Source organism: Providencia sp. PROV202, assembly GCF_028479565.1.
In the GTDB taxonomy this organism is placed as follows: Bacteria; Pseudomonadota; Gammaproteobacteria; order Enterobacterales; family Enterobacteriaceae; genus Providencia; species Providencia zhijiangensis.
The window spans coordinates 49,964-76,328 of record NZ_JAMPNV010000021.1; the positions used below are offsets into that span (position 1 = coordinate 49,964).

General features: G+C 44.3%; 25 protein-coding genes. 9 read left to right on the forward strand and 16 right to left on the reverse strand.

Going from position 1 to position 26,365, the window contains the following annotated elements:
• Positions 1-75: 75 nt before the first annotated feature.
• Entirely contained in the window at positions 76-567 is a 492-nt protein-coding gene (locus PR799_RS15860) for a YajQ family cyclic di-GMP-binding protein (RefSeq protein WP_036953882.1), read from the reverse strand.
• A 174-nt stretch (positions 568-741) separates the two neighbouring features.
• Here PR799_RS15860 and panE point away from each other — a divergent pair, with 174 nt between their 5' ends.
• A complete protein-coding gene (gene panE, locus PR799_RS15865) occupies positions 742-1,653 on the forward strand; it encodes a 2-dehydropantoate 2-reductase (protein WP_154628302.1) in 912 nt (303 codons plus the stop codon).
• Positions 1,616-2,227, forward strand: coding sequence for a protein deglycase YajL (yajL, locus tag PR799_RS15870; RefSeq protein ID WP_154628303.1), 612 nt, complete (start codon positions 1,616-1,618; stop codon positions 2,225-2,227). Before panE ends, yajL begins: the two co-directional genes overlap by 38 nt.
• A gap of 54 nt (positions 2,228-2,281) precedes the next feature.
• Here the strand turns inward: yajL and thiI are convergent, their stop codons facing one another.
• Positions 2,282-3,733, reverse strand: a complete 1,452-nt coding sequence (gene thiI, locus PR799_RS15875) for a tRNA uracil 4-sulfurtransferase ThiI (protein WP_154628304.1) — start codon at positions 3,731-3,733, stop codon at positions 2,282-2,284.
• A 222-nt stretch (positions 3,734-3,955) separates the two neighbouring features.
• On the opposite strand from thiI, the gene xseB reads away from it, so the two are divergent.
• The 3 genes from xseB (at position 3,956) to dxs (ending at position 7,168) form a co-directional block, all read left to right on the forward strand.
• Positions 3,956-4,207 carry an exodeoxyribonuclease VII small subunit gene (gene xseB, locus PR799_RS15880; protein WP_036953869.1) on the forward strand — a complete coding sequence of 84 codons (252 nt, stop codon included), beginning with the start codon at positions 3,956-3,958 and terminating at the stop codon, positions 4,205-4,207.
• Positions 4,208-4,210: 3 nt separating this feature from the next.
• Positions 4,211-5,128: a (2E,6E)-farnesyl diphosphate synthase gene (ispA, locus tag PR799_RS15885; RefSeq protein WP_154628305.1), complete on the forward strand. Its 918-nt coding sequence runs from the start codon at positions 4,211-4,213 to the stop codon at positions 5,126-5,128.
• A 174-nt stretch (positions 5,129-5,302) separates the two neighbouring features.
• Complete coding sequence (gene dxs / locus PR799_RS15890; protein WP_272522724.1) at positions 5,303-7,168, forward strand: 1-deoxy-D-xylulose-5-phosphate synthase; 1,866 nt, start codon at positions 5,303-5,305, stop codon at positions 7,166-7,168.
• Positions 7,169-7,234: 66 nt separating this feature from the next.
• Here the strand turns inward: dxs and pgpA are convergent, their stop codons facing one another.
• The 11 genes from pgpA to queA form a co-directional block, all read right to left on the reverse strand.
• Positions 7,235-7,744: a phosphatidylglycerophosphatase A gene (pgpA, locus tag PR799_RS15895; RefSeq protein WP_272522726.1), complete on the reverse strand. Its 510-nt coding sequence runs from the start codon at positions 7,742-7,744 to the stop codon at positions 7,235-7,237.
• Positions 7,745-7,754: 10 nt separating this feature from the next.
• Complete coding sequence (gene thiL, locus PR799_RS15900) at positions 7,755-8,726, reverse strand: thiamine-phosphate kinase (protein ID WP_272522728.1); 972 nt, start codon at positions 8,724-8,726, stop codon at positions 7,755-7,757.
• A 128-nt stretch (positions 8,727-8,854) separates the two neighbouring features.
• The gene (gene nusB, locus PR799_RS15905) at positions 8,855-9,271 is read right to left on the reverse strand and encodes a transcription antitermination factor NusB (RefSeq protein ID WP_036953841.1); all 417 of its coding nucleotides are present in this window, start codon (positions 9,269-9,271) and stop codon (positions 8,855-8,857) included.
• Between the two features lie 69 nt (positions 9,272-9,340).
• The gene (ribH, locus tag PR799_RS15910; protein WP_036953837.1) at positions 9,341-9,814 is read right to left on the reverse strand and encodes a 6,7-dimethyl-8-ribityllumazine synthase; all 474 of its coding nucleotides are present in this window, start codon (positions 9,812-9,814) and stop codon (positions 9,341-9,343) included.
• Between the two features lie 102 nt (positions 9,815-9,916).
• Complete coding sequence (gene ribD, locus PR799_RS15915) at positions 9,917-11,032, reverse strand: bifunctional diaminohydroxyphosphoribosylaminopyrimidine deaminase/5-amino-6-(5-phosphoribosylamino)uracil reductase RibD (RefSeq protein ID WP_272522729.1); 1,116 nt, start codon at positions 11,030-11,032, stop codon at positions 9,917-9,919.
• A gap of 5 nt (positions 11,033-11,037) precedes the next feature.
• Positions 11,038-11,487: a transcriptional regulator NrdR gene (nrdR, locus tag PR799_RS15920; RefSeq protein ID WP_006662792.1), complete on the reverse strand. Its 450-nt coding sequence runs from the start codon at positions 11,485-11,487 to the stop codon at positions 11,038-11,040.
• Between the two features lie 115 nt (positions 11,488-11,602).
• Positions 11,603-12,571, reverse strand: coding sequence for a protein translocase subunit SecF (secF, locus tag PR799_RS15925; protein WP_006662793.1), 969 nt, complete (start codon positions 12,569-12,571; stop codon positions 11,603-11,605).
• 10 nt (positions 12,572-12,581) lie between these two features.
• Positions 12,582-14,429, reverse strand: coding sequence for a protein translocase subunit SecD (secD, locus tag PR799_RS15930; protein ID WP_071992161.1), 1,848 nt, complete (start codon positions 14,427-14,429; stop codon positions 12,582-12,584).
• Between the two features lie 27 nt (positions 14,430-14,456).
• Complete coding sequence (gene yajC / locus PR799_RS15935) at positions 14,457-14,789, reverse strand: preprotein translocase subunit YajC (protein ID WP_006657183.1); 333 nt, start codon at positions 14,787-14,789, stop codon at positions 14,457-14,459.
• Between the two features lie 216 nt (positions 14,790-15,005).
• Entirely contained in the window at positions 15,006-16,133 is a 1,128-nt protein-coding gene (gene tgt, locus PR799_RS15940; protein ID WP_132496177.1) for a tRNA guanosine(34) transglycosylase Tgt, read from the reverse strand.
• Positions 16,134-16,208: 75 nt separating this feature from the next.
• A complete protein-coding gene (queA, locus tag PR799_RS15945; RefSeq protein ID WP_154602750.1) occupies positions 16,209-17,291 on the reverse strand; it encodes a tRNA preQ1(34) S-adenosylmethionine ribosyltransferase-isomerase QueA in 1,083 nt (360 codons plus the stop codon).
• A 193-nt stretch (positions 17,292-17,484) separates the two neighbouring features.
• Here queA and PR799_RS15950 point away from each other — a divergent pair, with 193 nt between their 5' ends.
• From PR799_RS15950 to ggt, 3 genes are all read left to right on the forward strand, one after another.
• On the forward strand, positions 17,485-18,096 hold the full coding sequence (locus PR799_RS15950) for an acyl carrier protein phosphodiesterase (RefSeq protein ID WP_154628310.1): 612 nt from the start codon (positions 17,485-17,487) through the stop codon (positions 18,094-18,096).
• A gap of 206 nt (positions 18,097-18,302) precedes the next feature.
• Positions 18,303-18,905 (forward strand): peroxiredoxin C, encoded by a 603-nt coding sequence (locus tag PR799_RS15955; protein WP_036953813.1) that lies wholly within the window; start codon positions 18,303-18,305, stop codon positions 18,903-18,905.
• A 213-nt stretch (positions 18,906-19,118) separates the two neighbouring features.
• Complete coding sequence (gene ggt / locus PR799_RS15960) at positions 19,119-20,885, forward strand: gamma-glutamyltransferase (protein ID WP_154628312.1); 1,767 nt, start codon at positions 19,119-19,121, stop codon at positions 20,883-20,885.
• 74 nt (positions 20,886-20,959) lie between these two features.
• Here ggt and brnQ read toward each other — a convergent pair whose 3' ends face one another.
• From brnQ to phoB, 3 genes are all read right to left on the reverse strand, one after another.
• Positions 20,960-22,288, reverse strand: a complete 1,329-nt coding sequence (brnQ, locus tag PR799_RS15965) for a branched-chain amino acid transport system II carrier protein (RefSeq protein ID WP_154628313.1) — start codon at positions 22,286-22,288, stop codon at positions 20,960-20,962.
• Positions 22,289-22,782: 494 nt separating this feature from the next.
• A complete protein-coding gene (gene phoR, locus PR799_RS15970; RefSeq protein WP_272522730.1) occupies positions 22,783-24,102 on the reverse strand; it encodes a phosphate regulon sensor histidine kinase PhoR in 1,320 nt (439 codons plus the stop codon).
• A 23-nt stretch (positions 24,103-24,125) separates the two neighbouring features.
• Positions 24,126-24,815 carry a phosphate regulon transcriptional regulator PhoB gene (gene phoB / locus PR799_RS15975; protein ID WP_036953802.1) on the reverse strand — a complete coding sequence of 230 codons (690 nt, stop codon included), beginning with the start codon at positions 24,813-24,815 and terminating at the stop codon, positions 24,126-24,128.
• A gap of 333 nt (positions 24,816-25,148) precedes the next feature.
• On the opposite strand from phoB, the gene sbcD reads away from it, so the two are divergent.
• Positions 25,149-26,363, forward strand: a complete 1,215-nt coding sequence (gene sbcD / locus PR799_RS15980) for an exonuclease subunit SbcD (RefSeq protein WP_272522732.1) — start codon at positions 25,149-25,151, stop codon at positions 26,361-26,363.
• The last annotated feature ends 2 nt before the right edge of the window (positions 26,364-26,365 follow it).

The following is a 26,365-nucleotide window of genomic DNA, read 5'->3' on the forward strand; positions in this document are numbered from 1 at the left end:
CATATGTAATCTTATCATTAACAAATAGCCCGCAATATTGCGGGCTATTTTCAATAACTAAAACACGCTTATCAATTAGTCGCGGAAGTTATTAAACTGGAATGGTTGACCTAAGTTACCGCCACGGACTAACGCCATAACAGCTTGTAAATCATCTCGTGCTTTACCTGTTACACGAACTTGTTCACCTTGAATTTGCGCCTGCACTTTCAACTTGCTGTCTTTAATCAGCTTAACAACTTTCTTCGCCATACTCGCTTCAATGCCTTGTTTTAAAGTCACTTCCACGCTGTAAGTTTTACCACTATGTACAATATCTTCAGGGACATTCAGCACTGCGCCATCAATTCCCCGTTTTGCCATTTTCTCTCTTAAAATATCAAGCAGTTGTAAAACTTGGAAATCAGATTCACTGGTCACTTTGATAGACTCATTCTTATCGTTCAGTTCAAAGCTTGCAGTGATGTTTTTAAAATCCCAGCGGCTAGTAAGTTCACGCTGAGCATTTTCTACCGCATTGCGGACTTCACTCATTTCAACTTCAGATACAATATCAAATGATGGCATTTTAACGCTCTCCTATAATCAATTGGCTTATAATAGCTTATTTGCCCATGACACTCCATGTTGTCAGATTGGCTCACTTGCATAACATAACTAATTATTTGGATATCATATTAAAATCGCTATGATGGCGGTTATTAATCCAAATCAACCGCTCTCAGATAGTAGGGAAAATCGATGAAAATAACCCTGATTGGCTGTGGTGCTATTGGTAAACTTTGGTTAGCTGCCCTCACCTCACAAGGACACGATGTTCAAGGATGGCTACGCGTTGCTCAATCCGATTTATTTGTTGATGTTAACGGACCTGACGATAAAATTTTCCGCGAATTAATTCCTTGCAATAATCATCAGCACCTACACACAAGCGAATTAGTAATTGTCTGTTTGAAAGCATGGCAAGTTTCAGATGCCTTATTGCCCCTGCTGCCCATCATTCCTGAAACTAGTCCTATTCTCTTGCTGCATAACGGATTAGGCACCTTGGAAGAATTAGGCACATTGCGCCATCCATTTTTGAGCGGAGTTACAACTCATGCGGCGTGGCAAGATAACAACCAAGTTTTTCATACTGCTAGCGGCATCACTCACATCGGTGCCGTCAACTCTCAAGCAGAAGCTTATTACCCTATCGCCAACATCCTGCATGAAGCTCTACCGGATGTGGCATGGCATAATCAGGTCCTCAATACCATTTGGCGAAAACTGGTCGTTAATTGCGTGATAAATCCGCTTTCCACGGAACACAATTGTACCAATGGGCAAATCATTCACTATCCTGAACAAATTTCACGGGTCATAGATGAATGCTGCCAAGTAATGGTTGCCGAGGGGTTGCATACTGATAAAGAAGAGATGACCGAACGCGTCTATGACATTATTCATCAAACATCGGAAAACCATTCATCCATGCTGCAAGATGTTCGCCATCATCGCAGAACTGAAATTGATTACATCACTGGCTTCTTAATCAAAAAAGCTCGAGCTCATGGCTTAGCCACCCCTGAGAATGACCGTTTGTACCACTTAATTAAAAATAGAGAACAAAGTTATGACAACCTCCGTGCTGATATGCATCGCCAATGGTAGTGAAGAAATTGAAACCGTCACGACCGCTGATTTACTGGTTCGTGCCGGAATACAGGTGACATTAGCCAGTGTGGCGGAAGACGGAGCGTTAGAGATAACCGCATCTCGAGGTATTAAACTCGTTGCCGACCTTCCCATCATCCGCGTTGCAGACGAACCTTTTGACGCAATCGTGTTACCCGGCGGTCTGGCAGGTGCCGAAGCTTTCCGTGATAGCCCACTGGTGGTTGAGAAAGTCAGGCGTATGCATTTAGATGGAAAAATTGTGGCAGCCATTTGTGCCGCTCCGGCACTTGTTTTGGAATACCACCAGCTATTTCCTCTCGGAAACATGACTGGCTTTCCCGATATTCAGAACAAAACAAGCATGCAAGATAAAATCCCAGCTCATAAATGGGTCGATAAGCGCGTCTATTTTGATGAGCGCGTGAATTTACTGACTAGCCAAGGCCCTGCGACAGCCTTTGACTTTGCACTGAAATTGATTGAATTATTGCAAGGACGAAAAACCGCTGCCAATGTCGCCTCACAGCTCGTTTTACCACCGGGTATTAATGATTATCTGGAAGACTAGAAACAAAAAAGCGAGCTAATCAGCTCGCTTTTTCATTCAACATCATCTGACAACTTACGGGCGATAAACCTTAATATTCTCAAAGCCTTGCTCTTTCAAGTACAACGCTTGCAGACGGCTCATTACGCCACGGTCGCAATACAGCAGGTACGTTTTCTCTTTTGGTAAATCACCAAATTGCGTGCTCAGTTTGTAGAATGGAATATGTTTAATTTCAATTCCTTCAACCTTCAATGGCTTGTCTTCAAACTCATCAATTGAGCGAATATCTAAGATAACTTCATTATCTGCCGAGAGTTGGCTAACCATCTCAACTTCAGGTACTTTCTCAAGACTTTCTTGTGCAATCTGGCGAATATCAATATTTTGCGCCTGCTCAACAACAGACTCTAAAATACCAAAATCGAAATTCTCTTCTTCCGCTTCAATACGAGCTTTCACCGCTTTCACAGTTGGGCTTTTCGAAATCACACCGCAATATTCCGGCATGGTCTTCGCGAAATCTTCCGTACCAATTTGACGAGCTAACTTGATAATGTGCTCTTTATCATGAGAGATCAGCGGACGTAAAACTAACGTGTCGGAAGCATTGTCGATTAAACGCAAGTTCGTCAATGTTTGGCTAGAAACCTGACCGAGCGCTTCACCGGTGACGATAGCTTGGACACCATAACGCTCTGCCACTTTAGAAGCCGCACGTACCATCATACGTTTTAATACGACGCCCATTTGACCGTCATCGACTTTCTCTAGAATCTCAGCCACAACAGGTTCGAAGTTAACCGCAATAAAACGCACTTTATGGGAGCTGCCAAAACGGTTCCATAAATAGTGAGCAATTTGCTTCACACCAATTTCATGGGCAGCTCCGCCGAGATTAAAGAAGCAGTAATGCACTCGGCAACCACGGCGCATTAACATATAGCTGGAAACCCCAGAGTCAAAACCACCCGAAATGAGTGACAGTACATCTTCTTGTGTACCAATTGGGAAGCCGCCAATCCCTTCGATACGCGCTTTCACGAGGATCAAATTGTCATCTTCAATTTCCAGATGTACGGTGGTATCTGGGTCTTTCAGTTTCACTTTCGCGGAGGCGATATGCTGATTCAAGCCGCCGCCGATATAACGCTCTGCATCAATGGATGAAAACTCGTGTTTACCACGGCGCTTCACACGCACACAGAACGTTTTATTCTCCACAGATGCCCCGTAGGCTTCCAGTGTCATTTCAAAAATATGGTGTAAACTGGTGAAAGGCTTCTCTTCCACTTCTAAGATGTGGTGGATGCCGGGAATACGGCTCAGCATGTCACAAATTTCGTCGTGCTTTGATTCCCCTTTAACACGCACTTCAATGTTATCCCAATTACGGACAACCGAGATCTCTTCGCCAAGACTCTTCAATACATTGCGGATATTACTGGTTAGAATTTTAATAAAACGGAGTCTAACCGTTTGGCTTTTGATAGTGATTTCTGGGAATAACTTAATAATAAACTTCATAGTCGTGGCATGTTCTTGGTTAGTGGGGCAAACGGACGTTGCGAAAAAGTGACTGTTGTACACTTTACCAGTTGTCAATAAAGAGGCGTATTATAGCACTATCTTGCGTACTGAATCTAAAAACACCAATAATAAATTGTAACCATTGCGAGACTAAGTTAGTCTGCACAATAATTAAAGTTTCCCCACTTTTAAGTGATTTAACATTAGTGATTAACGATTATGGCTAAAGAAAAATCTCAGCAAGTTCCTACCGTTAGTTTTGAAAACTCCCTTCAAGAGCTGGAGCAAATTGTCGCTCGCCTAGAATCCGGAGAGCTACCTTTGGAAGACGCGTTAAACGAATTTGAGCGTGGCGTCCAAATTGCCAAGCAAGGTCAAAAAGTCCTCCAGCAAGCAGAACAGCGTGTGCAAATTTTGCTGAGCGATGACGAAAATAAAGCCCTCGACGATTTTTCACCTGATACAGAATAAATTATGTCCGAACAACACCCAGACACCTTTGCGCGTCAACAACGCCAAGCTCATGATCGCGTTAATCAGTATCTATTAACCTCATTAGATTCACTGCCTTTTGCTGATCTCCCCTTAGCACAAGCCATGAAATACGGCACGTTATTAGGTGGTAAGCGCTTACGCCCTTTCTTAACGTATGCCGTTGGCGAAATGCTGGGCGTGAGTCTTGATAATTTAGACGCACCCGCAGCCGCCGTTGAGTGCATCCACGCTTACTCGCTGATCCATGATGATTTACCGGCTATGGATGACGACGACTTGCGTCGTGGGCAACCCACTTGCCACATCAAATTTGGTGAAGGTAATGCGGTACTTGCTGGCGATGCCTTACAGACATTTGCCTTCCAGTTACTGTCTAGCGCATCAATGCCCGATGTCTCCGATAAAGACCGTATTGCGATGATTGCAGAACTGGCGTATGCCAGTGGCTTAGCGGGTATGTGTGGCGGACAAGCATTAGATCTTGATGCAGAAGGTAAACGCGTTGATCTTGTTTCTCTTGAGCGTATCCACCAGCACAAAACGGGGGCTTTAATCCGTGCCGCTATTCGTCTTGGCGCCTACGCCGCGGGGCATAAAGGATATCAAGCCTTAGCTAACTTAGATAAGTACGCTGAATCCATCGGATTAGCCTTCCAAGTTCAAGACGATATCTTAGACGTCATCGGTGATAGTGCAGTAACGGGCAAACGCCAAGGTGCTGATGAACAACATGAAAAAAGTACTTATCCATCACTGTTAGGTCTTGAAGCTGCCCAAGAAAAAGCCAAAGAGCTCTATCAAGATGCGATCACCGCTTTAGAATCATTGCAATCCCAAGGCTACAATACGGATTTGTTAAGAGCTTTAGCCAATTTTGTCATTGAGCGCAAAAGCTGACAATATGCTTTGCCTTTTGGTATAGATAAGACCGATAATTATAATATTGATTACCTGAGTAACTTAGAGCCGTTGTGACGACTTATAAAATACGTTTAACGAAGAAAAATCACTGTCACCAGCCGCTCAATGTTAACAGGCATCGCCCTAATTAATTTAAGTAGTGAGCACCTAATGAGTATAGATACCGCGAAATATCCAACGCTGGCACTGGCAGAGACGCCTGATGAACTGCGCCTTTTGCCAAAAGAGAGCTTGCCAAAGCTTTGTGATGAACTGAGACAATTTTTACTAAATAGTGTAAGTCGCTCGAGCGGTCACTTTGCATCAGGGCTGGGGGCTATTGAACTCACCGTTGCTCTGCATTACGTCTATAAAACTCCATTTGACAATCTTGTTTGGGATGTTGGTCACCAAGCATATCCGCACAAAATTTTGACTGGGCGCCGTGACAGAATCGACACCATTCGTCAAAAAAATGGGTTACATCCATTCCCATGGCGTGCCGAAAGCGAGTACGACATTCTTAGTGTTGGTCATTCCTCAACCTCCATTAGTGCCGGTTTAGGTATGGCTATCGCCGCAGAAAAAGAAGATAAAAATCGCAAAACCGTTTGTGTCATCGGTGATGGTGCGATTACCGCAGGAATGGCATTCGAAGCCATGAACCATGCCGGTGATGCCGCGCCCGATATGCTGGTGATCCTCAATGATAATGAAATGTCCATCTCTGAAAACGTTGGCGCGCTGAATAACCATTTAGCCCATTTACTTTCCGGCAAGCTGTATACCACACTGCGTGAAGGTGGAAAGAAAGTTTTCTCGAATATCCCGCCAATCAAAGAGTTACTCAAGAAAACCGAAGAACATATCAAAGGCATGGTTGTGCCTGGTACCATGTTTGAAGAGCTAGGCTTTAACTACATTGGCCCTGTTGACGGACACGATGTGATTGCGCTGATCCAAACGTTAAAAAATATGCGCGAGTTAAAAGGCCCTCAATTCCTGCACATTATGACCAAAAAAGGTCGTGGCTATGAGCCAGCAGAGAAAGATCCAATTAGCTGGCACGCCGTACCTAAGTTCGACCCAGCCACTTTTACGTTACCAAAAAGCAAAGACACCAGACCGACATTCTCAAAAATTTTTGGGGATTGGCTGTGTGAAGAAGCTAAAGGCGACGATAAACTGATGGCCGTTACTCCGGCGATGCGTGAAGGCTCTGGTATGGTACGTTTCTCAAAAGAGTACCCAGAGCAATACTTTGATGTGGCGATTGCTGAACAGCATGCTGTTACATTCGCGGCAGGGCTTGCCATTGGCGGTTATAACCCAATCGTGGCAATTTACTCCACCTTCTTACAACGTGGTTACGACCAAGTGATCCACGATGTCGCTATCCAAAAACTCCCAGTGATGTTTGCCATTGACCGTGCGGGTATTGTCGGTGCTGACGGTCAAACTCACCAAGGATCATTCGATATTTCATTCTTACGCTGCATCCCAACCATGGTGATCATGACACCAAGTGATGAAAACGAATGTCGCCAAATGCTACATACTGGGTATCATTATCAAGAAGGTCCAACCGCTGTACGCTATCCGCGAGGTGCTGGTACGGGTGCAGAGTTAATGCCTTTAGCACCGCTTGAAATTGGTAAAGGAATTGTCCGTCGCCAAGGCGAAAAAGTGGCGATCCTCAGTTTTGGTACACTGCTCAGCAATGCACTAGAAGCCGCAGAACAAATCAATGCAACGGTTGTTGATATGCGTTTTGTGAAACCTTTAGATGAAGCCTTAATCCTTGAAATGGCGAAGAGCCATGACATGCTTGTGACGCTGGAAGAAAATGCGATTATGGGCGGCGCAGGAAGCGGTGTGAATGAATTCTTAATGAAAGAGAAGAACGTTCTCCCTGTACTGAATTTAGGTTTACCGGATTTCTTTATTCCTCAAGGGACACAAGATGAGTTATTGGCTGATCTGGGCTTAGATGCCACAGGGATCGTTAACGCTATCAATGCTTACCTGAATAAGTAACTTATAAAAAATTAAGGCGTTACCTAAAAAGTAACGCCTTAATATCGTAACAGGCTAATTGAAAAATTAGAAAGGCATAACTTGATAATGGACCAATAACCAAATTGTCACATAGGCAAATATCGCAGCAATGATGTCATCAATCATAATGCCAAACCCACCACTGACTTTGCGATCAAAAATACGGATTGGCCAAGGTTTCCACATGTCATAGACACGGAAGATCAAAAAGCCAGTGAGAACCCACTGGATACTCACCACAGGGATGGCCATTAATGTAATCCACATGCCAATAAACTCATCCCAAACAATACTGCCATGGTCATGGATCCTCATATCATCGGACGTTCGTTGGCATATCCAACACCCAAACCAGAATCCAACGACGATAATAACCCAGAGGCTCCAAACAGGGAGTTTATCCATTATCAACCAAAATGGAATGGCGGCTAATGAGCCCATTGTGCCGGGAACAATTGGCGATAAACCACTTCCGAAACCCGTCGCGAGAAGGTGCCACGGATTACGCATATTTAATCGTTTCTTTGCTGCTGCTTTTTCTTGAGCGGTCGCCATGAACATCTTCCTAAACAAAATGATCGAAGCCCTTGAGGTCAACCTCAACAGCTTGGTTATCACAAAAATAACGGATCCCTTCGGATTGGGGCTTAATTTGACCAATACAAGTAAAACCTGACCCCGTATGAGCAAGCGCAACTTCTAAGGCTCCCCGATTCATTTCAGGCACAGTAAAGCATAGCTCATAATCTTCACCACCACTTAGCGACCAAACCCTCGCTTGCTCAATAGAACAATTCTGCTTCAACGCATCAGACTGTGGTAAGGCATCGAGATTGATCCGCGCTCCGCAACCGCTCGCTTTTAATATATGATTGAGATCGGAAACTAACCCATCTGAGATATCAATCGCAGATGAAGCTAAATTGCGTAAAGCCTGCCCCTGTAAAATGCGTGGTTGTGGGCGTAAATGGCGCTCAATCAGCCACTGTTTATGCTCAGGGTTTTCAGCATGTAATCTATCTTGCAGTATCGCAAGCCCTGCCGCGCTATCTCCCAATGAGCCTGTCACGTAAATCCAATCTCCATTACGTGCACCAGAGCGAGATAATGCTTTGCCTGTCGGTACAAGACCATGAACGGTATAGGTTAAACTCATTGGTCCACGTGTCGTGTCTCCCCCAATCAGCTGCATTCCGTAGTAATTCAGTTGTTCAAACAACATATCACTAAAAGATTGCAGCCATTCACTATTTACACTTGGCAAAGTAATGGCGAGAGAAACCCAAGCGGGATCAGCGCCCATCGCAGCAAGATCACTTAAATTTGAAGCTAGGGATTTATAGGCAAGGTCAGCGGGAGAGATATCGGGTAGAAAATGAATACCGGAAACTAGGGTGTCGGTACTCACAGCAAGTTGCTGTTTTTCAGGGATAGTCATTAGCGCACAATCATCGCCAATACCGATATTAACATCACGTCGGTTTACAAGTTGGCGATTAAAAAAACGTGCGATGAGGTCAAATTCGCCATATGACATGGTAGATTTTCCATTTTCGCTATGTCTCACTTGTCATAAACTGAAAAGCCAGACATAAGTACTAGGGTAGACTGGAACCCAGCCTACCCATTATGACTTACGTATTACAGGAGGGAACCTGATTATGTTTATTTCTTACGACGTACCGCAGGTGCTGCTTTATCTAACACACCGTTGACAAACTTATGGCTATCTTCAGCACCAAAAACTTTCGCTAATTCAATACCTTCATTGATAGCAACTTTGAAAGGCACATCTTCTCTATAGCTTAGTTCATACATTGCTACACGTAAAATTGCTTTCTCAACTTGACCTAACTCTTCTAACTGACGAGATAAGTAAGGCGACATTAATTGATCCAGCTTCGTAGCATTGTTTGCAATACCAGAAATCAGCTCACGGAAATAGGTTACGTCAACGTCAGACATGTCCTGTTCAGCAATAAACTCATATTCTACGTCGGCAATAGGATTACCGGATAATTGCCATGAATAAATGGCCTGTACAGCACACTCACGAGCGCGACGACGAGCAGCAGGTTTCACAAGATTCCCCTTAAATAAAAAAAACTACACAGCATATCTCGAACTCATAGAACCGAGATATGACGCGCATTATTTGCCTTTTACAGCTTTAATCACATTAATCATTTCGAGAGCGGTCAGTGCAGCTTCTGCACCTTTGTTACCTGCTTTAGTACCAGCTCGCTCAATGGCTTGCTCGATATTTTCAGTAGTTAATACACCGAAAGTCACAGGAACTTCGCTATTTAATGCAACATGAGACAGACCTGAGCTGCACTCACCTGCAACAAATTCAAAGTGGGCAGTACCGCCACGAATAACAGTACCTAATGCGATAACTGCATCATATTTTTTGGTTTCAACCAGTGCTTTCACTGTCAGTGGTAATTCATAAGCACCTGGTACCCAAACAACGGTGATGTTATCTTGAGCAACTTGGCCAATACGCTCTAACGCGTCAACAGCACCGTCCAGCAGGCTATCATTAATAAAGTTGTTAAAACGAGCGATAGCGATAGCAACACGCGCTTTTGGCGCAGCAACAACACCTTTGATTACGTTCATAATCTTCCTCAAATATTAATTACAACCCGCGGGGCGCGGATTTTATCACATTCTTTAGGTAACCGTACGAGTGAATTTCAGCAAACTGCTAAAAAAACACATTTACCATACAGGGCGTAACCTGACGCGAAGGTCATTTCCGACTTTTTCAACATCAGTAAATTCAAATTGAGGCGCATCTGATAATGCGCTTAATTCAGGGAGACTCACTAACCCACGTGCAGTATCCCCAAGTAATTTAGGTGCGATATAGACGATCAGTTCGTCGACTAAACCGAGTTTTAATAACGAGCCTGCAAGCTTAGCGCCCGCCTCTACCCAAATACTATTCACATTACGTTTCGCTAATTGCATCATCAAAATCACTAAATCGATGCCATTATCATCTGCAGGGATAGCAAGTTGTTCGACATTGCCCTGCCATGTTTCTGTGGTATCCGGCGTTGGGCGGATTAGCCAGCATTCACCATCTAACTGTGTCACTTTATGTTCGGGCTTCACGCGATTGTGTCTATCTAACACAATACGAATAGGTTGGCGCAGCTTTTCTTCTGGGTATTGTGCTTGAACATCCGCAGGTAATTCGTTCCAACGCACCGTCAAAGCAGGATCATCAGCAAGCACGGTATTACTGGTACTCAAAATAGCACTGGCTTGAGCGCGCAGCACTTGAACATCTTTACGCGCTGCTGGGCTCGTGATCCACTTACTTTCCCCATTCGCTAATGCGGTTTTACCATCTAATGATGCGGCGAGTTTTAATTGAATGTAAGGAAATGCGGTACGCATACGTTTTAAAAAGCCACGGTTTAGTGCCTCGGCTTCTTCCAACAGAATATTGCTGGCAGTTTCTATTCCCGCTTGAGATAACATAAATAAACCGCGGCCAGCCACTTGAGGGTTAGGGTCTTGCATTGCCGCGACGACGCGGGTGATCCCCGCATTAATTAACGCTTCTGCACAAGGTGGGGTACGACCGTGATGGCTACAAGGCTCAAGGGTCACATAAGCTGTGGCGCCTTTCGCTTTATCACCCGCCATTCGAAGTGCATGGACTTCTGCGTGTGGCTCACCCGCTTTTTGATGGTAGCCTTCGCCGACAATTTCACCGTCGCGCACAATCACGCAACCCACATTTGGGTTCGGTGATGTCGTAAAACGTCCTTTTTTTGCCAACTCAAAGGCTCGGGCCATGTAGATATGGTCTTGTTCAAGCATCGGTATTAGTCCTGTAACTTGGCAATTTCTTCGCCAAACTCACGTACATCTTCAAAACTACGATAGACAGAGGCAAAGCGAATATAAGCCACTTTATCGAGTTTTTTGAGTTCATCCATCACCAGATTACCAATCAACTTAGAGGGAACTTCACGCTCGCCAGTCGCTCGTAGGTGGGATTTAATAGAAATTATGGCTTGATCGATAGCATCGGAACTGACAGGACGTTTTTCTAAGGCTTTCAACATGCCTCGGTTGAGCTTTTCTTCATCGAAAGGTTCGCGAATGTCGTCACTTTTAATTACCCGAGGCATAACAAGTTCCGCCACTTCAAATGTGGTGAAGCGTTCATGGCAAACCAAACACTGGCGGCGCCTGCGCACTTGTGAGCCTTCACCAACCAGACGCGAGTCAATCACTTTCGTATCTACAGCTGAGCAAAATGGGCAATGCATAGGAATTCCTGATTCTATTTTATAGGGTAGATAGTGTAACTCAGACCTGAAATGAAAAACACCCTGAGGATTATTTATCCTCAGGGTGTTTATGAGACACGAATGCCTGTATTCGTTATGGTAATAAAGACTCTTGGTCTGCGCCTTCTTTCTCGACTTTCGCCTGAATTAAGTGCTCACGCTTCATACCCATCTTCAGTGCTAATGCAGAAGCCACGTAGATAGATGAAATCGTACCAATTGTCACACCGATTAACATAACCAGTGAGAAGCCTTCTAACATCGCGCCACCAAACAGGTACAGCATCAGAACCACTAATAATGTTGTTGCTGATGTCATGATGGTACGGCTCAATGTCTGGGTCAAAGAGACGTTCATGATTTCGTACGGTGTACCGCGACGGATCTTACGGAAGTTTTCACGGATACGGTCAGATACCACGATACTATCGTTAAGAGAGTAACCGATAACCGACATCAATGACGCCACGATGGTCATATCAATCTCAATATGAAATAGAGATAGAATACCTAAAGTGATCACCACGTCATGAGCCAATGCCAATACGGCACCCGCCGCCAAACGCCATTCAAAACGGAAACCAACGTAGATCAGGATACAGATAAGCGCTGTTAATAACGCTAATGCCCCTGTTTGTGCTAACTCAGCACCTACGCTTGGTCCTACGAACTCAATACGCTTAACCGTCGCTTGCTCATCAACGTTTTTATTGATGATAGTAATGATCTCTTTACCGACTTCTTGACCCGCTACGCCTTCAACTGGCGGTAAACGGATCATGATGTCTCGGCTGCTACCAAAGTTTTGGATTAATGGATCTTTATGATTCGAGTTAGACAGGCTATCACGAATTTTATCCAAATCAGCAGGCTGGCTAAGGTTGATTTCAATGACGGTACCGCCCGTAAAATCAAGTCCCCAGTTAAAGCCTTTAACACCGATAATCACACAAGAAGCGATCAGTAAAATGATAGAAATGCTAAAGGCAACGTTGTCCCAGCGCATGAAGTCATAGACTTTACGGCCATAGTTCAATTGTTCAACAGTATAATCCTGTGCCACAACGTGCTCCTTAAATTGACAGCTTGTTAATACGTTTACCGCCGTATAGCAGGTTCACGATTGCACGTGTACCAACAATAGCTGTAAACATAGAGGTTGCGACACCAATCGCTGTCGTGATCGCAAAGCCTTTAATCGAACCAGTCCCCACTGCATACAGAATAATTGCGGTGATTAAGGTCGTTAAGTTTGCGTCGGTAATACTTGAGAAGGCGCCTTTATACCCTTCGTGGATCGCTTGTTGCACTGAGCGTCCATTGCGAAGTTCTTCTTTGATACGTTCGTTTATTAGAACGTTGGCATCGACGGCAACCGCAAGGGTTAGAACGATACCAGCAATACCTGGCATGGTCAGCGTCGCCCCTGGTAACAGAGACATCACACCCACGATTAAGACCAAGTTAGCCATCAGAGCACTACTCGCAATCAGACCAAATTTACGATAGTAAATAATCATAAACAGGATAGAAGCTAACAGACCCGCGATACACGCTTTCAGACCTTGCTCGATGTTTTGCATACCCAATGTTGGACCGATAGTACGCTCTTCAACAATTTGGATTGGCGCAATCAATGCCCCTGCACGCAGCAGTAAAGATAATTGACGCGCTTCGTTCGCGTTATCAATTCCCGTAATACGGAATTTGCTGCCGAAACGAGCTTGGATACGCGCGGCGTTAATGACTTTTTCATCTTTAACTAAAATCGCTCGACCTGCAGCATCTTTTTTACCACTGTCTTTGTATTCAACAAACAGGGTTGCCATCAGCTTGTCTTGGTTGTCACGAGTAAAGTCAGACATGATTGAGCCACCGGCACTATCAAGGCTAATACTCACTTGCGGATAACCATTTTCATCGGTTTCAGATGTAGAATCGGTGATGTGGTCGCCCGTTAAAACAACGCGCTTATACAGCACATAAGGCACGCCATTACGATCAGATTTAAGCTCTGAGTCACCCGGAATTCGTCCACTTTCTGCCGCTGCGCTATCTACGCCAGTATTCACTAAGCGGAATTCTAAGGTTGCAGTTGCACCTAAGATTTCTTTTGCGCGCGCAGTATCTTGGATACCCGGTAATTCAACAACAATGCGATCCGCACCTTGACGTTGAACTAGTGGTTCAGCAACACCTAATTGGTTAACACGATTACGAATAATCGTGATGTTTTGAGAGACGGCATAGTTACGCGCTTCACGTAAGCGCTCATCAGTCATAACAGCAATCATGGTGTTATCGCTGCCGTCAGAAAACACTAAGTCTGGGTATTTACGCGCCAGTGTTTTCTCAGCAAGACTGCGATCATCAGCGTTACGGAAGCGAACTTCGACGCTGTAATCACTGCCTTTACGAATAGAAGAGTACGCAATACCTGCTTGGCGCAAGTCATTACGCAAACCATCCATGTTTTGTTCCTGCAATTTACCTAATGCAGTGTCCATATCGACTTCCATCAGGAAGTGAACCCCACCACGTAAGTCCAGACCCAGCTTCATCGGTTCACCACCGAGAGCTTCAAGCCATTTTGGTGTAGCAGGTGCAAGGTTTAATGCAACAACATACTGGTCACCCAGTGCATTCATGATGACTTCACGAGCACGTAACTGAACGTCAGAGTTGTTGAAACGGGCTAAAATTGCCCCATTTTCAAGAGCAACAGATTTGCTCTGAATTTTGTCTGTTTCTAAAGCTTTTTGGACTTGGATCAGCGTTTGTTCATTGGCGGCGGTTCCCCGCACGCCAGTGATCTGAACAGCCGGATCCTCACCATATAGGTTTGGAAGTGCATACAGCAAACCGATGAGGATCGCAGTGATCAACATCAGATACTTCCATAAAGGATAACGGTTTAGCACGGCAGTTCCCTTCGGGAAAATTCAGAATTAGATTGCTTTCATTGTGCCTTTAGGTAGAACAGCAGCAACGAAATCACGTTTGATAGTTACTTCAGTGTTCTCACTCAGTTCAAGAACAACATAACCTGTTTCAGACACTTTAGTTACACGACCGATTAAACCACCCGTTGTTAAAACTTCATCGCCTTTAGCGATTGATTCCATCAGTTTACGGTGATCTTTAGCACGTTTTTGCTGTGGACGCAGGATCATGAAATAGAAAATCAGCGCGAAAACAACCAGCATAATAATCAGAGAGTACGGGCTACCTTGAGCGGGTGCGCCTGCTGATGCAGCTGCTTCAGAAATAAAAAAACTCATTCAACTTTCCTCATTGTTATTGAAAGCAATTTCAAACTTACACTTTAACTAATTCAAGTTACATAAAATACATCAAACCATTATGTAACTAGAACTAAAAACTATAATTTGCACTAAATAATTCTTTTGGCTGATGCCAATAACCACAATCAGCTGCAAGAACGAAGGGTACAGCCCGATATGCTACACAGTTCGGGCTAACTTCGCACTTTAAATTCACTCTCTATTTAATGAAGGCTGGGCTTTGCCAATCTTCTGATAGAAATCCGCAGCAAACTGCTCAAAATTACCCGCTTCAATTGCTTGGCGAATACCCGCCATTAAGCGTTGATAGTAACGTAAATTATGGATGGTATTGAGTCGCGCCCCCAAAATTTCATTACAACGGTCAAGATGATGCAAATACGCACGGCTGTAATGACGACAAGTATAGCAGTCACACTCTGCATCAAGAGGTGATGTGTCTGACTTATACTTCGCATTACGGATTTTTACCACGCCGTTAGTAACAAATAAATGTCCGTTACGCGCATTTCGTGTCGGCATCACACAGTCAAACATATCGATACCACGACGTACGCCTTCCACTAAATCTTCCGGCTTACCAACGCCCATCAGGTAACGTGGTTTTTCTGCTGGAATTTGCGGACATACGTGCTCTAAAATACGGTGCATATCTTCTTTTGGTTCACCGACTGCTAAGCCGCCTACAGCGTACCCATCAAAGCCAATTTCCACCAGCCCTTTCACGGAGATATCGCGTAAATCTTCGTAAACACTGCCTTGGATAATCCCAAACAGCGCATTTTTATTGTTCAATTCATCAAAGCGCTGACGGCTACGTGCAGCCCAACGTAATGACATTTCCATTGATGTTTTTGCGTAATCCCAATCTGCTGGGTACGGCGTACATTCGTCGAAAATCATCACGATATCGGAGCCGAGATCGTACTGAATTTCCATCGATTTTTCAGGGCTTAAGAAGACTTTTTCACCATTAATTGGATTACGGAAATGAACACCTTCTTCTTTAATTTTACGCATTGCACCAAGACTAAAGACTTGGAAGCCGCCTGAATCCGTTAAGATCGGGCCTTGCCATTGCATAAAGTCGTGCAGGTCACCATGTAATTTCATGATTTCTTGACCCGGACGTAGCCATAAGTGGAAGGTGTTACCCAGTAAAATTTGAGCACCGGTTTCTTTCACTTCTTCAGGCGTCATTCCCTTAACCGTGCCGTAAGTTCCTACTGGCATGAACGCCGGAGTTTCTACCACACCGCGTTCAAAAATCAGGCGACCACGACGCGCATTACCGTCGGTTGTCTGTAATTCATATTTCACGTTTTATCTCCTAGCATCAGAAAAACAGTCTGGTGCTATTGGTTACTGAATCTAAGCGAGCAGCTACGCCGCCACTTATTCTTGTTCTGCCGAGCCGACTTGCTCAAAACGAGCATTAGCATTTGGCGTAATAAACATGGCATCACCATAACTAAAGAAACGGTATTTTTGCTCAACGGCTTCTTTATAGGCTTGCATGGTGTTTTGATATCCCGCAAACGCAGAGACCAACATAATTAATGTGGATTCTGGTAAGTGGAAGTTAGTGATCAGGGCATCAATCACTTGATATTCATAACCCGGATAAATAAATATCTGGGTATCGTCAAAGAATGGAGCAATTAAAGCATCTTGGCTGGCTTTCGCGGCACTTTCCAGTGAACGAACCGACGTTGTTCCCACGGCAATCACACGATTTCCACGCGCTTTACACGCCAACACTGCATCGACCACCTCTTGCGGAACCTCTGCATATTCAGAGTGCATAATATGGTCTTCGATGGAATCAACACGCACCGGTTGGAACGTTCCCGCCCCGACATGCAATGTCACGAATGCCATCTCAACGCCTTTTTGGCGTAATGCTTCTAATAAAGGCTCATCAAAGTGTAAACCCGCTGTTGGTGCAGCAACTGCGCCCGGACGCTGGCTATACACGGTTTGATATAGCTCTTTATCAGACTCTTCATCTGGACGGTCGATATAAGGTGGTAATGGCATGTGCCCAATTTGGTTCAGAATGCTTAACACATCGCGCGCATCATCAAAGCGCAGCTCAAACAGTGCACCGTGACGAGCGACCATCGTCGCATTCACACTTTCATCTTCACCCAGTAGCAGCGCAGCACCCTCTTTTGGTGCTTTAGAGGCTCTAACATGAGCCAAAACACGATGTTCATCGAGCATACGCTCAATCAAAACCTCAATTTTACCGCCACTCGCTTTACGACCGAACAATCTAGCAGGGATCACTCGAGTGTTGTTGAACACGAGCAAATCCCCCGGCTCCAATTTTTCAAGAATATCGGTAAACACACCATGCGTGAGCTGTCCCGTGGCACCATCAAGACCAAGTAAGCGACATGAACTACGCTCAGCCTGAGGATAGTGGGCAATAAGTTCTTCTGGTAATTCAAAAGTAAAATCGGATACACGCATTGTATTGACATCAATCTAAAAAAATAAGGCAACTAGTCTAGTGCTGCACTGCCTTTGGCGCAAGAAATAAGCGCCATTTTGTATAAAAAAGAACCAATATTATGCAAATATTTTCTGAAACAGCACGGAATGTGTCGGCCCCCTTTTTTCTTTCATTTTTTCGTTTCTGATATTTTTCGTTTATAGTACGGCCATGAACTATCTTGCTCATCTTCACCTAGCCTATCTTGCCAAAAGCTCCCTATTGGGGAACATGATGGCGGACTACGTACGCGGTAACCCTGCGGGAGATTACTCGCCAGATGTGGTTGCAGGTATCCGTATGCACAGAGCCGTAGATAGAATCACAGATACCCATCCGCTCGTGAAACAAGCGCGCCATCTATTTCGCGAAGAATACCGCCGAGTCGCGCCTATCACCTTAGATTTAGTCTGGGATCATTTTCTTTCTCTGCATTGGGAACGTCTCGTTCCCTCACATTCACTCTCTGATTTTGTGCTTTTTGCCAGGCAAACCATTGAACCGGATTTGTGTCATACCCCTGAAAAATTTCAGGAGTTAAATGAGTATCTCTGGCCTCAGCAATGGTTGACGCGGTACGCAGAAAAAGCGTACATAGGTAAGTCACTTAATGGCATGGCAAGGCGCCGTCCAAAACTCGCTGCCCTTAGTGGCTCATTTGATGATTTTTTGCTTAATTATCTAGAACTTGAACATATTTTCTTTCAGTTTTATCCACAAATGATTGAGACGGCGAAACAGCAACTTTTTGCCCAAGAGTTCACATTACGTGCATCCGAATAAATTAAAACTTGCACTTTAATGGAATAAAACTATCTTATTGATATTAATCTGCCAAATTGATACCATTGATAGGCAAAAGCTATCATATTGATTGGTTTTAATGTCTTTATTCTCCAAGGATAAAACCTTATCCTTAGGTTATATTTATCCGCATGCCCCATTTCGATTGCGGAGATAGAAACCCTTAAAACTCATAGGAGTACATTATGGTTCTGGTTACACGTCAAGCCCCTGACTTTACTGCTGCAGCTGTTCTTGGTAATGGTGAAATCGTTGAGAACTTCAACCTGAAGAAACACCTGAACGGCCGCCCAGCTGTGATCTTCTTCTGGCCAATGGACTTCACTTTTGTATGTCCTTCAGAACTGATTGCATTCGACCATCGCTATGAAGAATTCAAAAAACGCGGCGTAGAAATCGTTGGTGTTTCTTTCGACTCAGAATTCGTTCATAACGCATGGCGTAAAACTCCTGTTGATAACGGCGGTATCGGTGAAGTTAAATATCCGATGGTTGCTGATATCAAACGCGACATCATGAAAGCTTACGGCATCGAGCACCCAGAAGCAGGCGTTGCTCTGCGTGGTTCTTTCTTAGTTGACAAAAACGGTGTTGTTCGTCACCAAGTGGTTAACGACCTGCCATTAGGCCGTAACATCGACGAAATGCTGCGTATGGTTGACGCGCTGCAATTCCACGAAGAGCACGGTGATGTTTGCCCAGCTCAGTGGGAAAAAGGTAAAGAAGGCATGAACGCATCTCCAAAAGGCGTTGCTGCTTACCTGACTAAGAACGCAACTGGTCTGTAATTTGACCTGTTAAGTTTCTAAGTGCCGGCTTAATGCCGGCATTTCTATATCTATGCCTATCTAAAATTTTTCCTACCGCGTTAACACTTTTTCACTTTTGTTATTCAGCCCTTCAAATCATTCATGCTATATCTTGATGATACAAATATTTAACAAATTATTTATTTGTATTACATCTACGCGTTACTTCCTTCACTAAATCGGGAGATACCAATGATAAAAAATGCATGGCGCCCCTCTTTACTACTGATTTCGTTGCTAACTTCAAGTCAACTTTATGCCGCTTCCGAACCTGCCGTTGAAGCAACAAAAGGCATGGTTGTCTCCTCTCAACACCTCGCGTCACAAATTGGTGCTGACATTTTAAAAGCCGGAGGAAATGCGGTGGATGCAGCGGTAGCAGTCGGTTATGCCCAAGCCGTTGTTAACCCTTGCTGTGGCAATATTGGTGGCGGTGGTTTTATGACGCTACACCTCGCGGATGGCAAAGATATCTTTATTAACTTCCGAGAAACAGCGCCGAAAGCTGCCAGCGCCGATATGTATTTAGATAAAGACGGCAAACTTATCAAAGATGCCAGCTTATATGGCTACCTCGCATCGGGTGTACCGGGTACAGTGAAAGGCTTAGATTATGCCCTTGAAAAATACGGCACCATGAGCCGCCAACAAGTGATGGCGCCCGCGATTAAACTCGCTCGAGAAGGCTTTGTCCTAACCCGTGGCGATACCGACGTACTCGACACCACGACCGAACGCTTCAAACAAGACCCCGAAGTTGCTCGGATCTTTTTAAAACCGGATGGAAGTGCTTACCAACCGGGAGACTTACTAGTACAAACCGATTTGGCAAACACACTGGAAAAAATCGCCAATAAAGGACCTGTTGCATTCTATGAAGGAGATATCCCTAAAATCGTAGAAGCCGCATCGAAGAAAAATGGCGGGATCCTAACAGCTCAAGACTTTGCTGATTACGCCATCTCAGACACTACTCCCGTTAGCTGTACCTACCGCGGTTACAAATTTATCTCTGCACCACCACCAAGTTCCGGTGGTGTGACCATCTGTGAAACCCTCAATATTTTAGAAGGTTATGATCTTAAAGAGATGGGTTTCAACTCCGCAGAATACATTCATACGCTCACTGAAGCGATGCGCCACGCCTATATGGATCGCAATACATTCTTAGGCGACCCTGCATTTGTGGATAATCCAACGGGTAAACTGCTCAGCAAACAGTACGCCGCCGATCTGCGCAAAGAGATTGTGCCAAATAAAGCGACGCCATCCACTGAAGTGCAACCAGGAATGGGACCTCACGAAAAACCAGAAACCACCCATTATTCGGTCGTAGATGACAAAGGTAATGCTGTTTCGACCACTTATACAATTAATGGTCGATTTGGCTCTGTGGTGATCCCGCCGGGTACAGGTTTCTTCCTGAATGATGAAATGGATGATTTCACCACCAAAGTTGGCGAGAAAAATCTGTATGGGTTAGTGCAAGGGGAAAGAAACTCTATCGCCCCCGGTAAGCGCCCACTATCATCAATGAGCCCGACAATTGTCACTAAAGACGGCAAAGTCTTCTTAGTACTCGGCTCTCCAGGAGGCTCAAGGATCATTTCAATTACCTTGCAAACTGCACTAAACATTATTGACCACGGCATGCCACCACAAGAAGCAGTGAATGCCCCTCGCATTCACCATCAATGGCTACCTGACGAGGTTTACTATGAGCAACGCGGTGTCTCTAAAGACAGTTTAGCGCTACTCGATAAGATGGGTTATAAGATGGTGGAGCAGACCCCATGGGGCGCTGCCGAGCTAATTATGATCGGTATTCCTGACGGTGCGGGTGTGAGTGCGAAATCTTCCGGCAACGACTCTGCTGTTTCTGGCAAAGTCCGTGAAGGCTTTATTTACGGCTCTAACGATGTTCGCCGCCCTGCGGGCAGCGCAGTGGGTGTGAATTGATTAATCGATAACTAAAATGAAAAATGCCAGTGGATTTATCATCTACTGGCATTTTTTTAAGTATTTACAATATATTATGCGTGCTTATGGTGCTCACTTGATGGCGCGATAACTCTGTCACACAGCGCAGCAACTACTAACACAACTAGCGATGGTAATAACCATGCTAAATCTTGCTGATATAGTGGGATAGACGTCATCCAGTCAGGGATATAAGTCTTCAAGTTATCAGATGCTTTCACGGCACCAATCAAACCGACCACAAAGCTTGTTAACATCGTCGGAGCAATCACGATGGTTGGGTTACGCCACCACTTCAACGTAAAGCTCATCAAAATCAAAACGATACAAGGTGGATAAATCGAAACCAATACCGGTAATGAGAACGCAATCAGCTTACTCAGTCCTAGATTTGAAATCACCATAGAGAACAAACCTAAAATCAATACCAATTTACGGTAAGAGATTGGTACATAGCGACTGAAGAACTCAGCACATGCGCAGGTTAGCCCTACAGCAGTCACCATACAGGCAACAAAAATCAACACCGCTAAGAAGAAGCTACCGTAGTTACCGAACGTGTATTGAACATATTCGTGAAGAATATCAGCGCCATCAGCTGGATTTGGAATCAATGATCCACTATTTTCGCCCAGTTTAAACAGCGATAAATAGACCAGAGTTAATAACACCCCAGCAATTAATCCTGCCCACATAGTATAGCGAGTTAATAATGAGGAGTTTTCAATACCGCGGGAGCGCGCCGCATTCACAATGACAATACCAAAAACCATGGCACCTAATGTGTCCATCGTTAAATAGCCATTAATAAAACCATTGGAAAATGCCATATTTTGATATTCAGGGGTTGCCAGAATCGGTTGTCCAGCAGGCCACATAACCGCAGCAACACCTAAAATTGCCAGTGCCAACATTTTGACTGGCGCCAAAATGTGCCCAACGCTATCTAGCAATTTACCTGGGTATAATGAAATACCGATCACCAGTACAAAATAGATAGCGCTATATACCAGCAGCGATATTTCAGATTCGCCACCAAGCAGTGGCGCAATACCCACTTTATAAGAAACGGTTGCCGTTCTTGGGGTCGCAAAAAGAGGCCCCACCGATAAATACGCAACGACAGCTAATAGCAGACCAGCGGTTTTGCCAATTGGCGTGCTGAGCGCTTCAATACCGCCCCCCACTTTCGCCAATGCAACGACGGTAAGAACTGGAAGGCCGACACCGGTAACTAAGAAGCCAAGTGCCGCAGTCCAAACTTGTTCACCGGCTTGTAAACCGACCATTGGCGGGAAAATAATATTTCCAGCCCCAACAAACAGCGCAAAGGTCATAAAACCTAAGGCGAGGATATCTCTGGATGATAAACGATGAGCCATATTATGTTAATTTTTAGTAAATTATGAAATAAAAACAGGTCACTTCATCTGTAACCTATTGGAACATATATGACGAAATAGAGTTCTGATTAACATCGCATTAACAATATAAAATGCATGTCTTGGTTAGCTTTGCAATACTAAACATCAAAAAACAGTAAAAATCGCCAATAACTGGCGACAAGTAAAACTTTTATAGGGAAAAAAGGCAAGAGCAAACCCGAAAACAAGAACAATGCACCAAACTAAATTTAAGAACCAGTGATTACTGTCAGTAAAATTGCAATATCCCGTATATATTCAGGCTAAAAAATCACCAATAAAACATTTTTTAACCATACCGAAGAAATATTCACAGAATAAGATGAAGAAAATTGCAGGATAAAATTGAAAATATAGCGTAAGCGTTAGAAATAATACCAATATAGGGTAAAGCACAAAACAAAAAACCTTGCTAACATGATGATTTAATTAGCAAGGTTTCGTTTTTTCGATTATTTTGTGCTTAATGTATTCGCTTTCTTGTCTGACACAATAAACACTGGCGGTAATGTGAATGAAAACTCACTGCCTTTGCCAACCTGACTAGTTACTGAGAGCTGGCTACTATGATGTTGAACAGCATGCTTAACAATCGCTAAGCCCAACCCTGTTCCCCCACCACCTTGTCGAGAACGCGCTTTATCCACACGGTAAAAACGCTCTGTTAAGCGAGGAAGGTGCTCAGCCGGTATTCCCGGGCCGTTATCACTCACACTAAACTGCGCGCCATTACTGGTTCGCTGCCATTTCACCTTAATTTTCGTACCGTCTGGCGTATGGTTTATGGCGTTATACACTAAGTTAGCAACCGCACTTCGTAGCTGCTCTTCATTACCATGAACTCGAAGTTTTTCATCAATACTGAATTCAAACTCGTGCCGCCCTTGGCTTAAGCTAATCGCTTCTTGTTCAATCATCTTAAGAATGACCGGCATATTAATCTGTTCATCAAGATTAATTTGAGGGGCAACCTCAATACGGGATAATTGCAGTAATTGCTTCACCAGGTTATCCATTCGATGAGTTTGCTCTTGCATCACCGATAACGCTTTTTTATTCATCGGTGAAGTGCCCTCTTGATCATCCATGACTTCAAGATAACCTTGTATAACGGTTAATGGCGTTCGTAACTCATGGCTAACGTTAGCAAAAAAGTCTCTACGCGCTTTTTCTAGACGGCGTTTTTCAGTCACATCTCTAGCCACCATCAAGAGTTGATCACTCGCATATGGCAAGATACGAAACTCAACAATTTCACCACTGTTAAGCTCAATCGTCAGCGCTTGATCATAGTTTTTCACGGTGAAATAGCGGCTAAAATCAGGATAACGTAACAAGTTAAAAATATGCTGTCCGTTATCCTCAGGCCAGCGAAAACCAAGAAGCTGTTGAGCATGGCGGTTACACCAGAAAATATTGCCTTCGGTGGTCATGATGACTACGGCATCAGGCAAGGATTCAGCCCCGCTGCGAAAACGCTTAATCAGCTGCCCTAGCTCACGGCGACGCTTACGGTTGCGCTGCTGCATCTGATAGATACCATAAAATATCGGCTCCCATCCCCCTTTACCATCCGGCGGTAGCATACTTCTATCCAACCAGAGCCAGTCAGAGAGTTTTAACAGGTTATATCCGTGCCAAATGAGTGCTGCGAGTAGCGAGATCACTAGCAGCCACGGAAGATGCCCAATAAAAACAGACAGTATCAATGCGGGTAAAATAAATAAAAACAGCCCCCAAACCAGCTGTTTTAAGGATAAGCGTTCAAGCACCCATGTTTCTCCCTAATGGTTTCTCAATAGCGAACAGAGAAGCGGTAGCCAGTACCACGAACCGTTTGCACCATCTTATCATGTCCATCTAACTCTAACGCTTTTCTTAAACGACGAATATGGACATCCACCGTTCTGTCTTCCACATACACGTTGGCACCCCAAACATAGTTGAGTAACTGCTCACGGCTATAAACTCGCTCTGGATGGGTCATAAAGAAGTGGAGTAATTTATATTCGGTAGGCCCCATATCAATGGGAATTTCCTTGCTGGTAACGCGATGAGAAGTAGGGTCAAGCACTAACCCGTTCATCTCGATAATATCTTCTGTCGCCATTGGAGAGATACGTCGTAAAATAGCTTTAACACGGGCTATCAATTCTTTTGGTGAAAACGGTTTGATGAGATAGTCATCCGCTCCCACTTCTAATCCTTTCACGCGATCTTCTTCTTCGCCCCTTGCCGTTAGCATCATGACAGGGACATCGCGCGTAGCACTATCACGCTTCATATGTTTAATGACTTGGATACCGGAACCTCCGGGTATCATCCAATCCAATAACACTAAATCAGGAAGGGGATCAACCAATTGCGCTATCGCAGAATCATAATCATCAGCCTCTGTCGGCTGAAAACCATTCTGTTCCAATACAAAACAAACCATTTCTCGGATGGGCGCTTCATCTTCAACGACTAGAATGCGTCTTGCCATGATTGTTCCTGTAAATAAGAAGAGATTTTTAATGTGACCGCATTATGCGTCAGTTTTGTGACAGAATTATGAATATCTTAACGCGCATTCAAGATCTATCATTAGATTAACAGCTTAATGTCATGTAAGTGAAATATTAACACCACATCTGGCTATCATTGCGAAGCGCTTCGCAACTCTCTTATTTTTACTATTTAATTTGCCATGCCTTTGCTTTCACTGAACCGACATACAGTATACTGTGACACAGCAAACCAAATGGTTTGAATATGAGTATAAAGCATCAGAATATTAATATAGTAAAAGCGTCATAATCACAGGAACCGCTAGCTCATGCGTATCATCCACACTTCAGACTGGCATTTAGGTCAGTATTTTTTCACTAAAAACCGATCTGCTGAACACCAACACTTTTTGCGTTGGTTAATAGAGCAAGTCAAACAGTACCAAGTGGATGCCCTGATTGTGGCTGGCGATGTCTTTGATACTGGCGCCCCGCCAAGTTATGCGCGCGAACTCTATAACCAGTTTATTGTTGATTTGCAAAAAACAGGCTGCCAATTAGTTATCTTGAGTGGAAACCATGATTCTGTCTCTGTTTTGAATGAATCCAGCGCGTTATTACGTTATTTAAATACTCACGTCATCACATCAAACAGCGAATCCCCTGTCATCACATTGAAAGATAAGCAAGGGAACCCAAATGGGTTAGTGTGCGCAATCCCCTTTTTACGGCCACGAGATATCCAAGTCAGTATTGCGGGGCAAAGCAGTGAAGAAAAACAACTTTCATTACAAAATGCCATTCGTGAACACTACCAAAGCTGTTACCAAAAAGCCGTTGAGCAACGTACTGAGCAGGGCTTAGATATCCCGATTATTGCCACGGGGCATTTGACCGTCGTCGGTGCAGAACTGACAGATTCCGTGCGTGAAATTTATATCGGTACATTGGATGCCTTTCCTTCTGGTGCATTCCCACCTGCTGATTATATTGCGCTTGGACATATCCACCGGCCTCAACTGATTGGTGGACAAGCACATGTTCGCTACAGCGGCTCTCCAATTGCACTCAGTTTTGACGAATCACAACAACAAAAAAGTATCTGCTTAGTGGAATTTAACCAGCACCAATTTGCTAATGTCACTTTGCTGCCAATTCCCGTTTTCCAGCCGCTATTGAGTTTAAAAGGCTCGCTGAAAGAACTACAAAAACAATTAATGGACTTACCTGCCCAAGAAAATGAGCGCCCTATTTGGTTAGATATTGAAGTCGCCACCCAAGACTACCTTGGTGATATCCAGCAACGTATTGAGGCTCTCACCCAAGAACTCCCTGTCGAAGTTGTTCGCCTACGCCGAGCTCGACGGGCACAAACAGGTCAAAACCTCACTCCGCAGAATGAAACATTAAATGAACTGACTGCCGAAGAAGTTTTTACTCGACGACTTACCGAAGAGTCACTGGAAGACAAAGCTTTAGAGCAGCGTTTATTGCAGCTATTCAAGCAATCCTACGCCAACTTGTGCAATGAGCAGGGAGAATAACT

What these genes read in the sequence shown, in the direction of transcription:
- PR799_RS15860 (WP_036953882.1), bottom strand. Translation starts at nt 567, where the DNA reads ATGCCATCATTTGATATTGTATCTGAAGTTGAAATGAGTGAAGTCCGC.
- panE (WP_154628302.1), top strand. Translation starts at nt 742, where the DNA reads ATGAAAATAACCCTGATTGGCTGTGGTGCTATTGGTAAACTTTGGTTA.
- yajL (WP_154628303.1), top strand. Translation starts at nt 1,616, where the DNA reads ATGACAACCTCCGTGCTGATATGCATCGCCAATGGTAGTGAAGAAATT.
- thiI (WP_154628304.1), bottom strand. Translation starts at nt 3,733, where the DNA reads ATGAAGTTTATTATTAAGTTATTCCCAGAAATCACTATCAAAAGCCAA.
- xseB (WP_036953869.1), top strand. Translation starts at nt 3,956, where the DNA reads ATGGCTAAAGAAAAATCTCAGCAAGTTCCTACCGTTAGTTTTGAAAAC.
- ispA (WP_154628305.1), top strand. Translation starts at nt 4,211, where the DNA reads ATGTCCGAACAACACCCAGACACCTTTGCGCGTCAACAACGCCAAGCT.
- dxs (WP_272522724.1), top strand. Translation starts at nt 5,303, where the DNA reads ATGAGTATAGATACCGCGAAATATCCAACGCTGGCACTGGCAGAGACG.
- pgpA (WP_272522726.1), bottom strand. Translation starts at nt 7,744, where the DNA reads ATGGCGACCGCTCAAGAAAAAGCAGCAGCAAAGAAACGATTAAATATG.
- thiL (WP_272522728.1), bottom strand. Translation starts at nt 8,726, where the DNA reads ATGTCATATGGCGAATTTGACCTCATCGCACGTTTTTTTAATCGCCAA.
- ribH (WP_036953837.1), bottom strand. Translation starts at nt 9,814, where the DNA reads ATGAACGTAATCAAAGGTGTTGTTGCTGCGCCAAAAGCGCGTGTTGCT.
- ribD (WP_272522729.1), bottom strand. Translation starts at nt 11,032, where the DNA reads ATGCTTGAACAAGACCATATCTACATGGCCCGAGCCTTTGAGTTGGCA.
- nrdR (WP_006662792.1), bottom strand. Translation starts at nt 11,487, where the DNA reads ATGCATTGCCCATTTTGCTCAGCTGTAGATACGAAAGTGATTGACTCG.
- yajC (WP_006657183.1), bottom strand. Translation starts at nt 14,789, where the DNA reads ATGAGTTTTTTTATTTCTGAAGCAGCTGCATCAGCAGGCGCACCCGCT.
- queA (WP_154602750.1), bottom strand. Translation starts at nt 17,291, where the DNA reads ATGCGTGTATCCGATTTTACTTTTGAATTACCAGAAGAACTTATTGCC.
- PR799_RS15950 (WP_154628310.1), top strand. Translation starts at nt 17,485, where the DNA reads ATGAACTATCTTGCTCATCTTCACCTAGCCTATCTTGCCAAAAGCTCC.
- PR799_RS15955 (WP_036953813.1), top strand. Translation starts at nt 18,303, where the DNA reads ATGGTTCTGGTTACACGTCAAGCCCCTGACTTTACTGCTGCAGCTGTT.
- ggt (WP_154628312.1), top strand. Translation starts at nt 19,119, where the DNA reads ATGATAAAAAATGCATGGCGCCCCTCTTTACTACTGATTTCGTTGCTA.
- brnQ (WP_154628313.1), bottom strand. Translation starts at nt 22,288, where the DNA reads ATGGCTCATCGTTTATCATCCAGAGATATCCTCGCCTTAGGTTTTATG.
- phoB (WP_036953802.1), bottom strand. Translation starts at nt 24,815, where the DNA reads ATGGCAAGACGCATTCTAGTCGTTGAAGATGAAGCGCCCATCCGAGAA.
- sbcD (WP_272522732.1), top strand. Translation starts at nt 25,149, where the DNA reads ATGCGTATCATCCACACTTCAGACTGGCATTTAGGTCAGTATTTTTTC.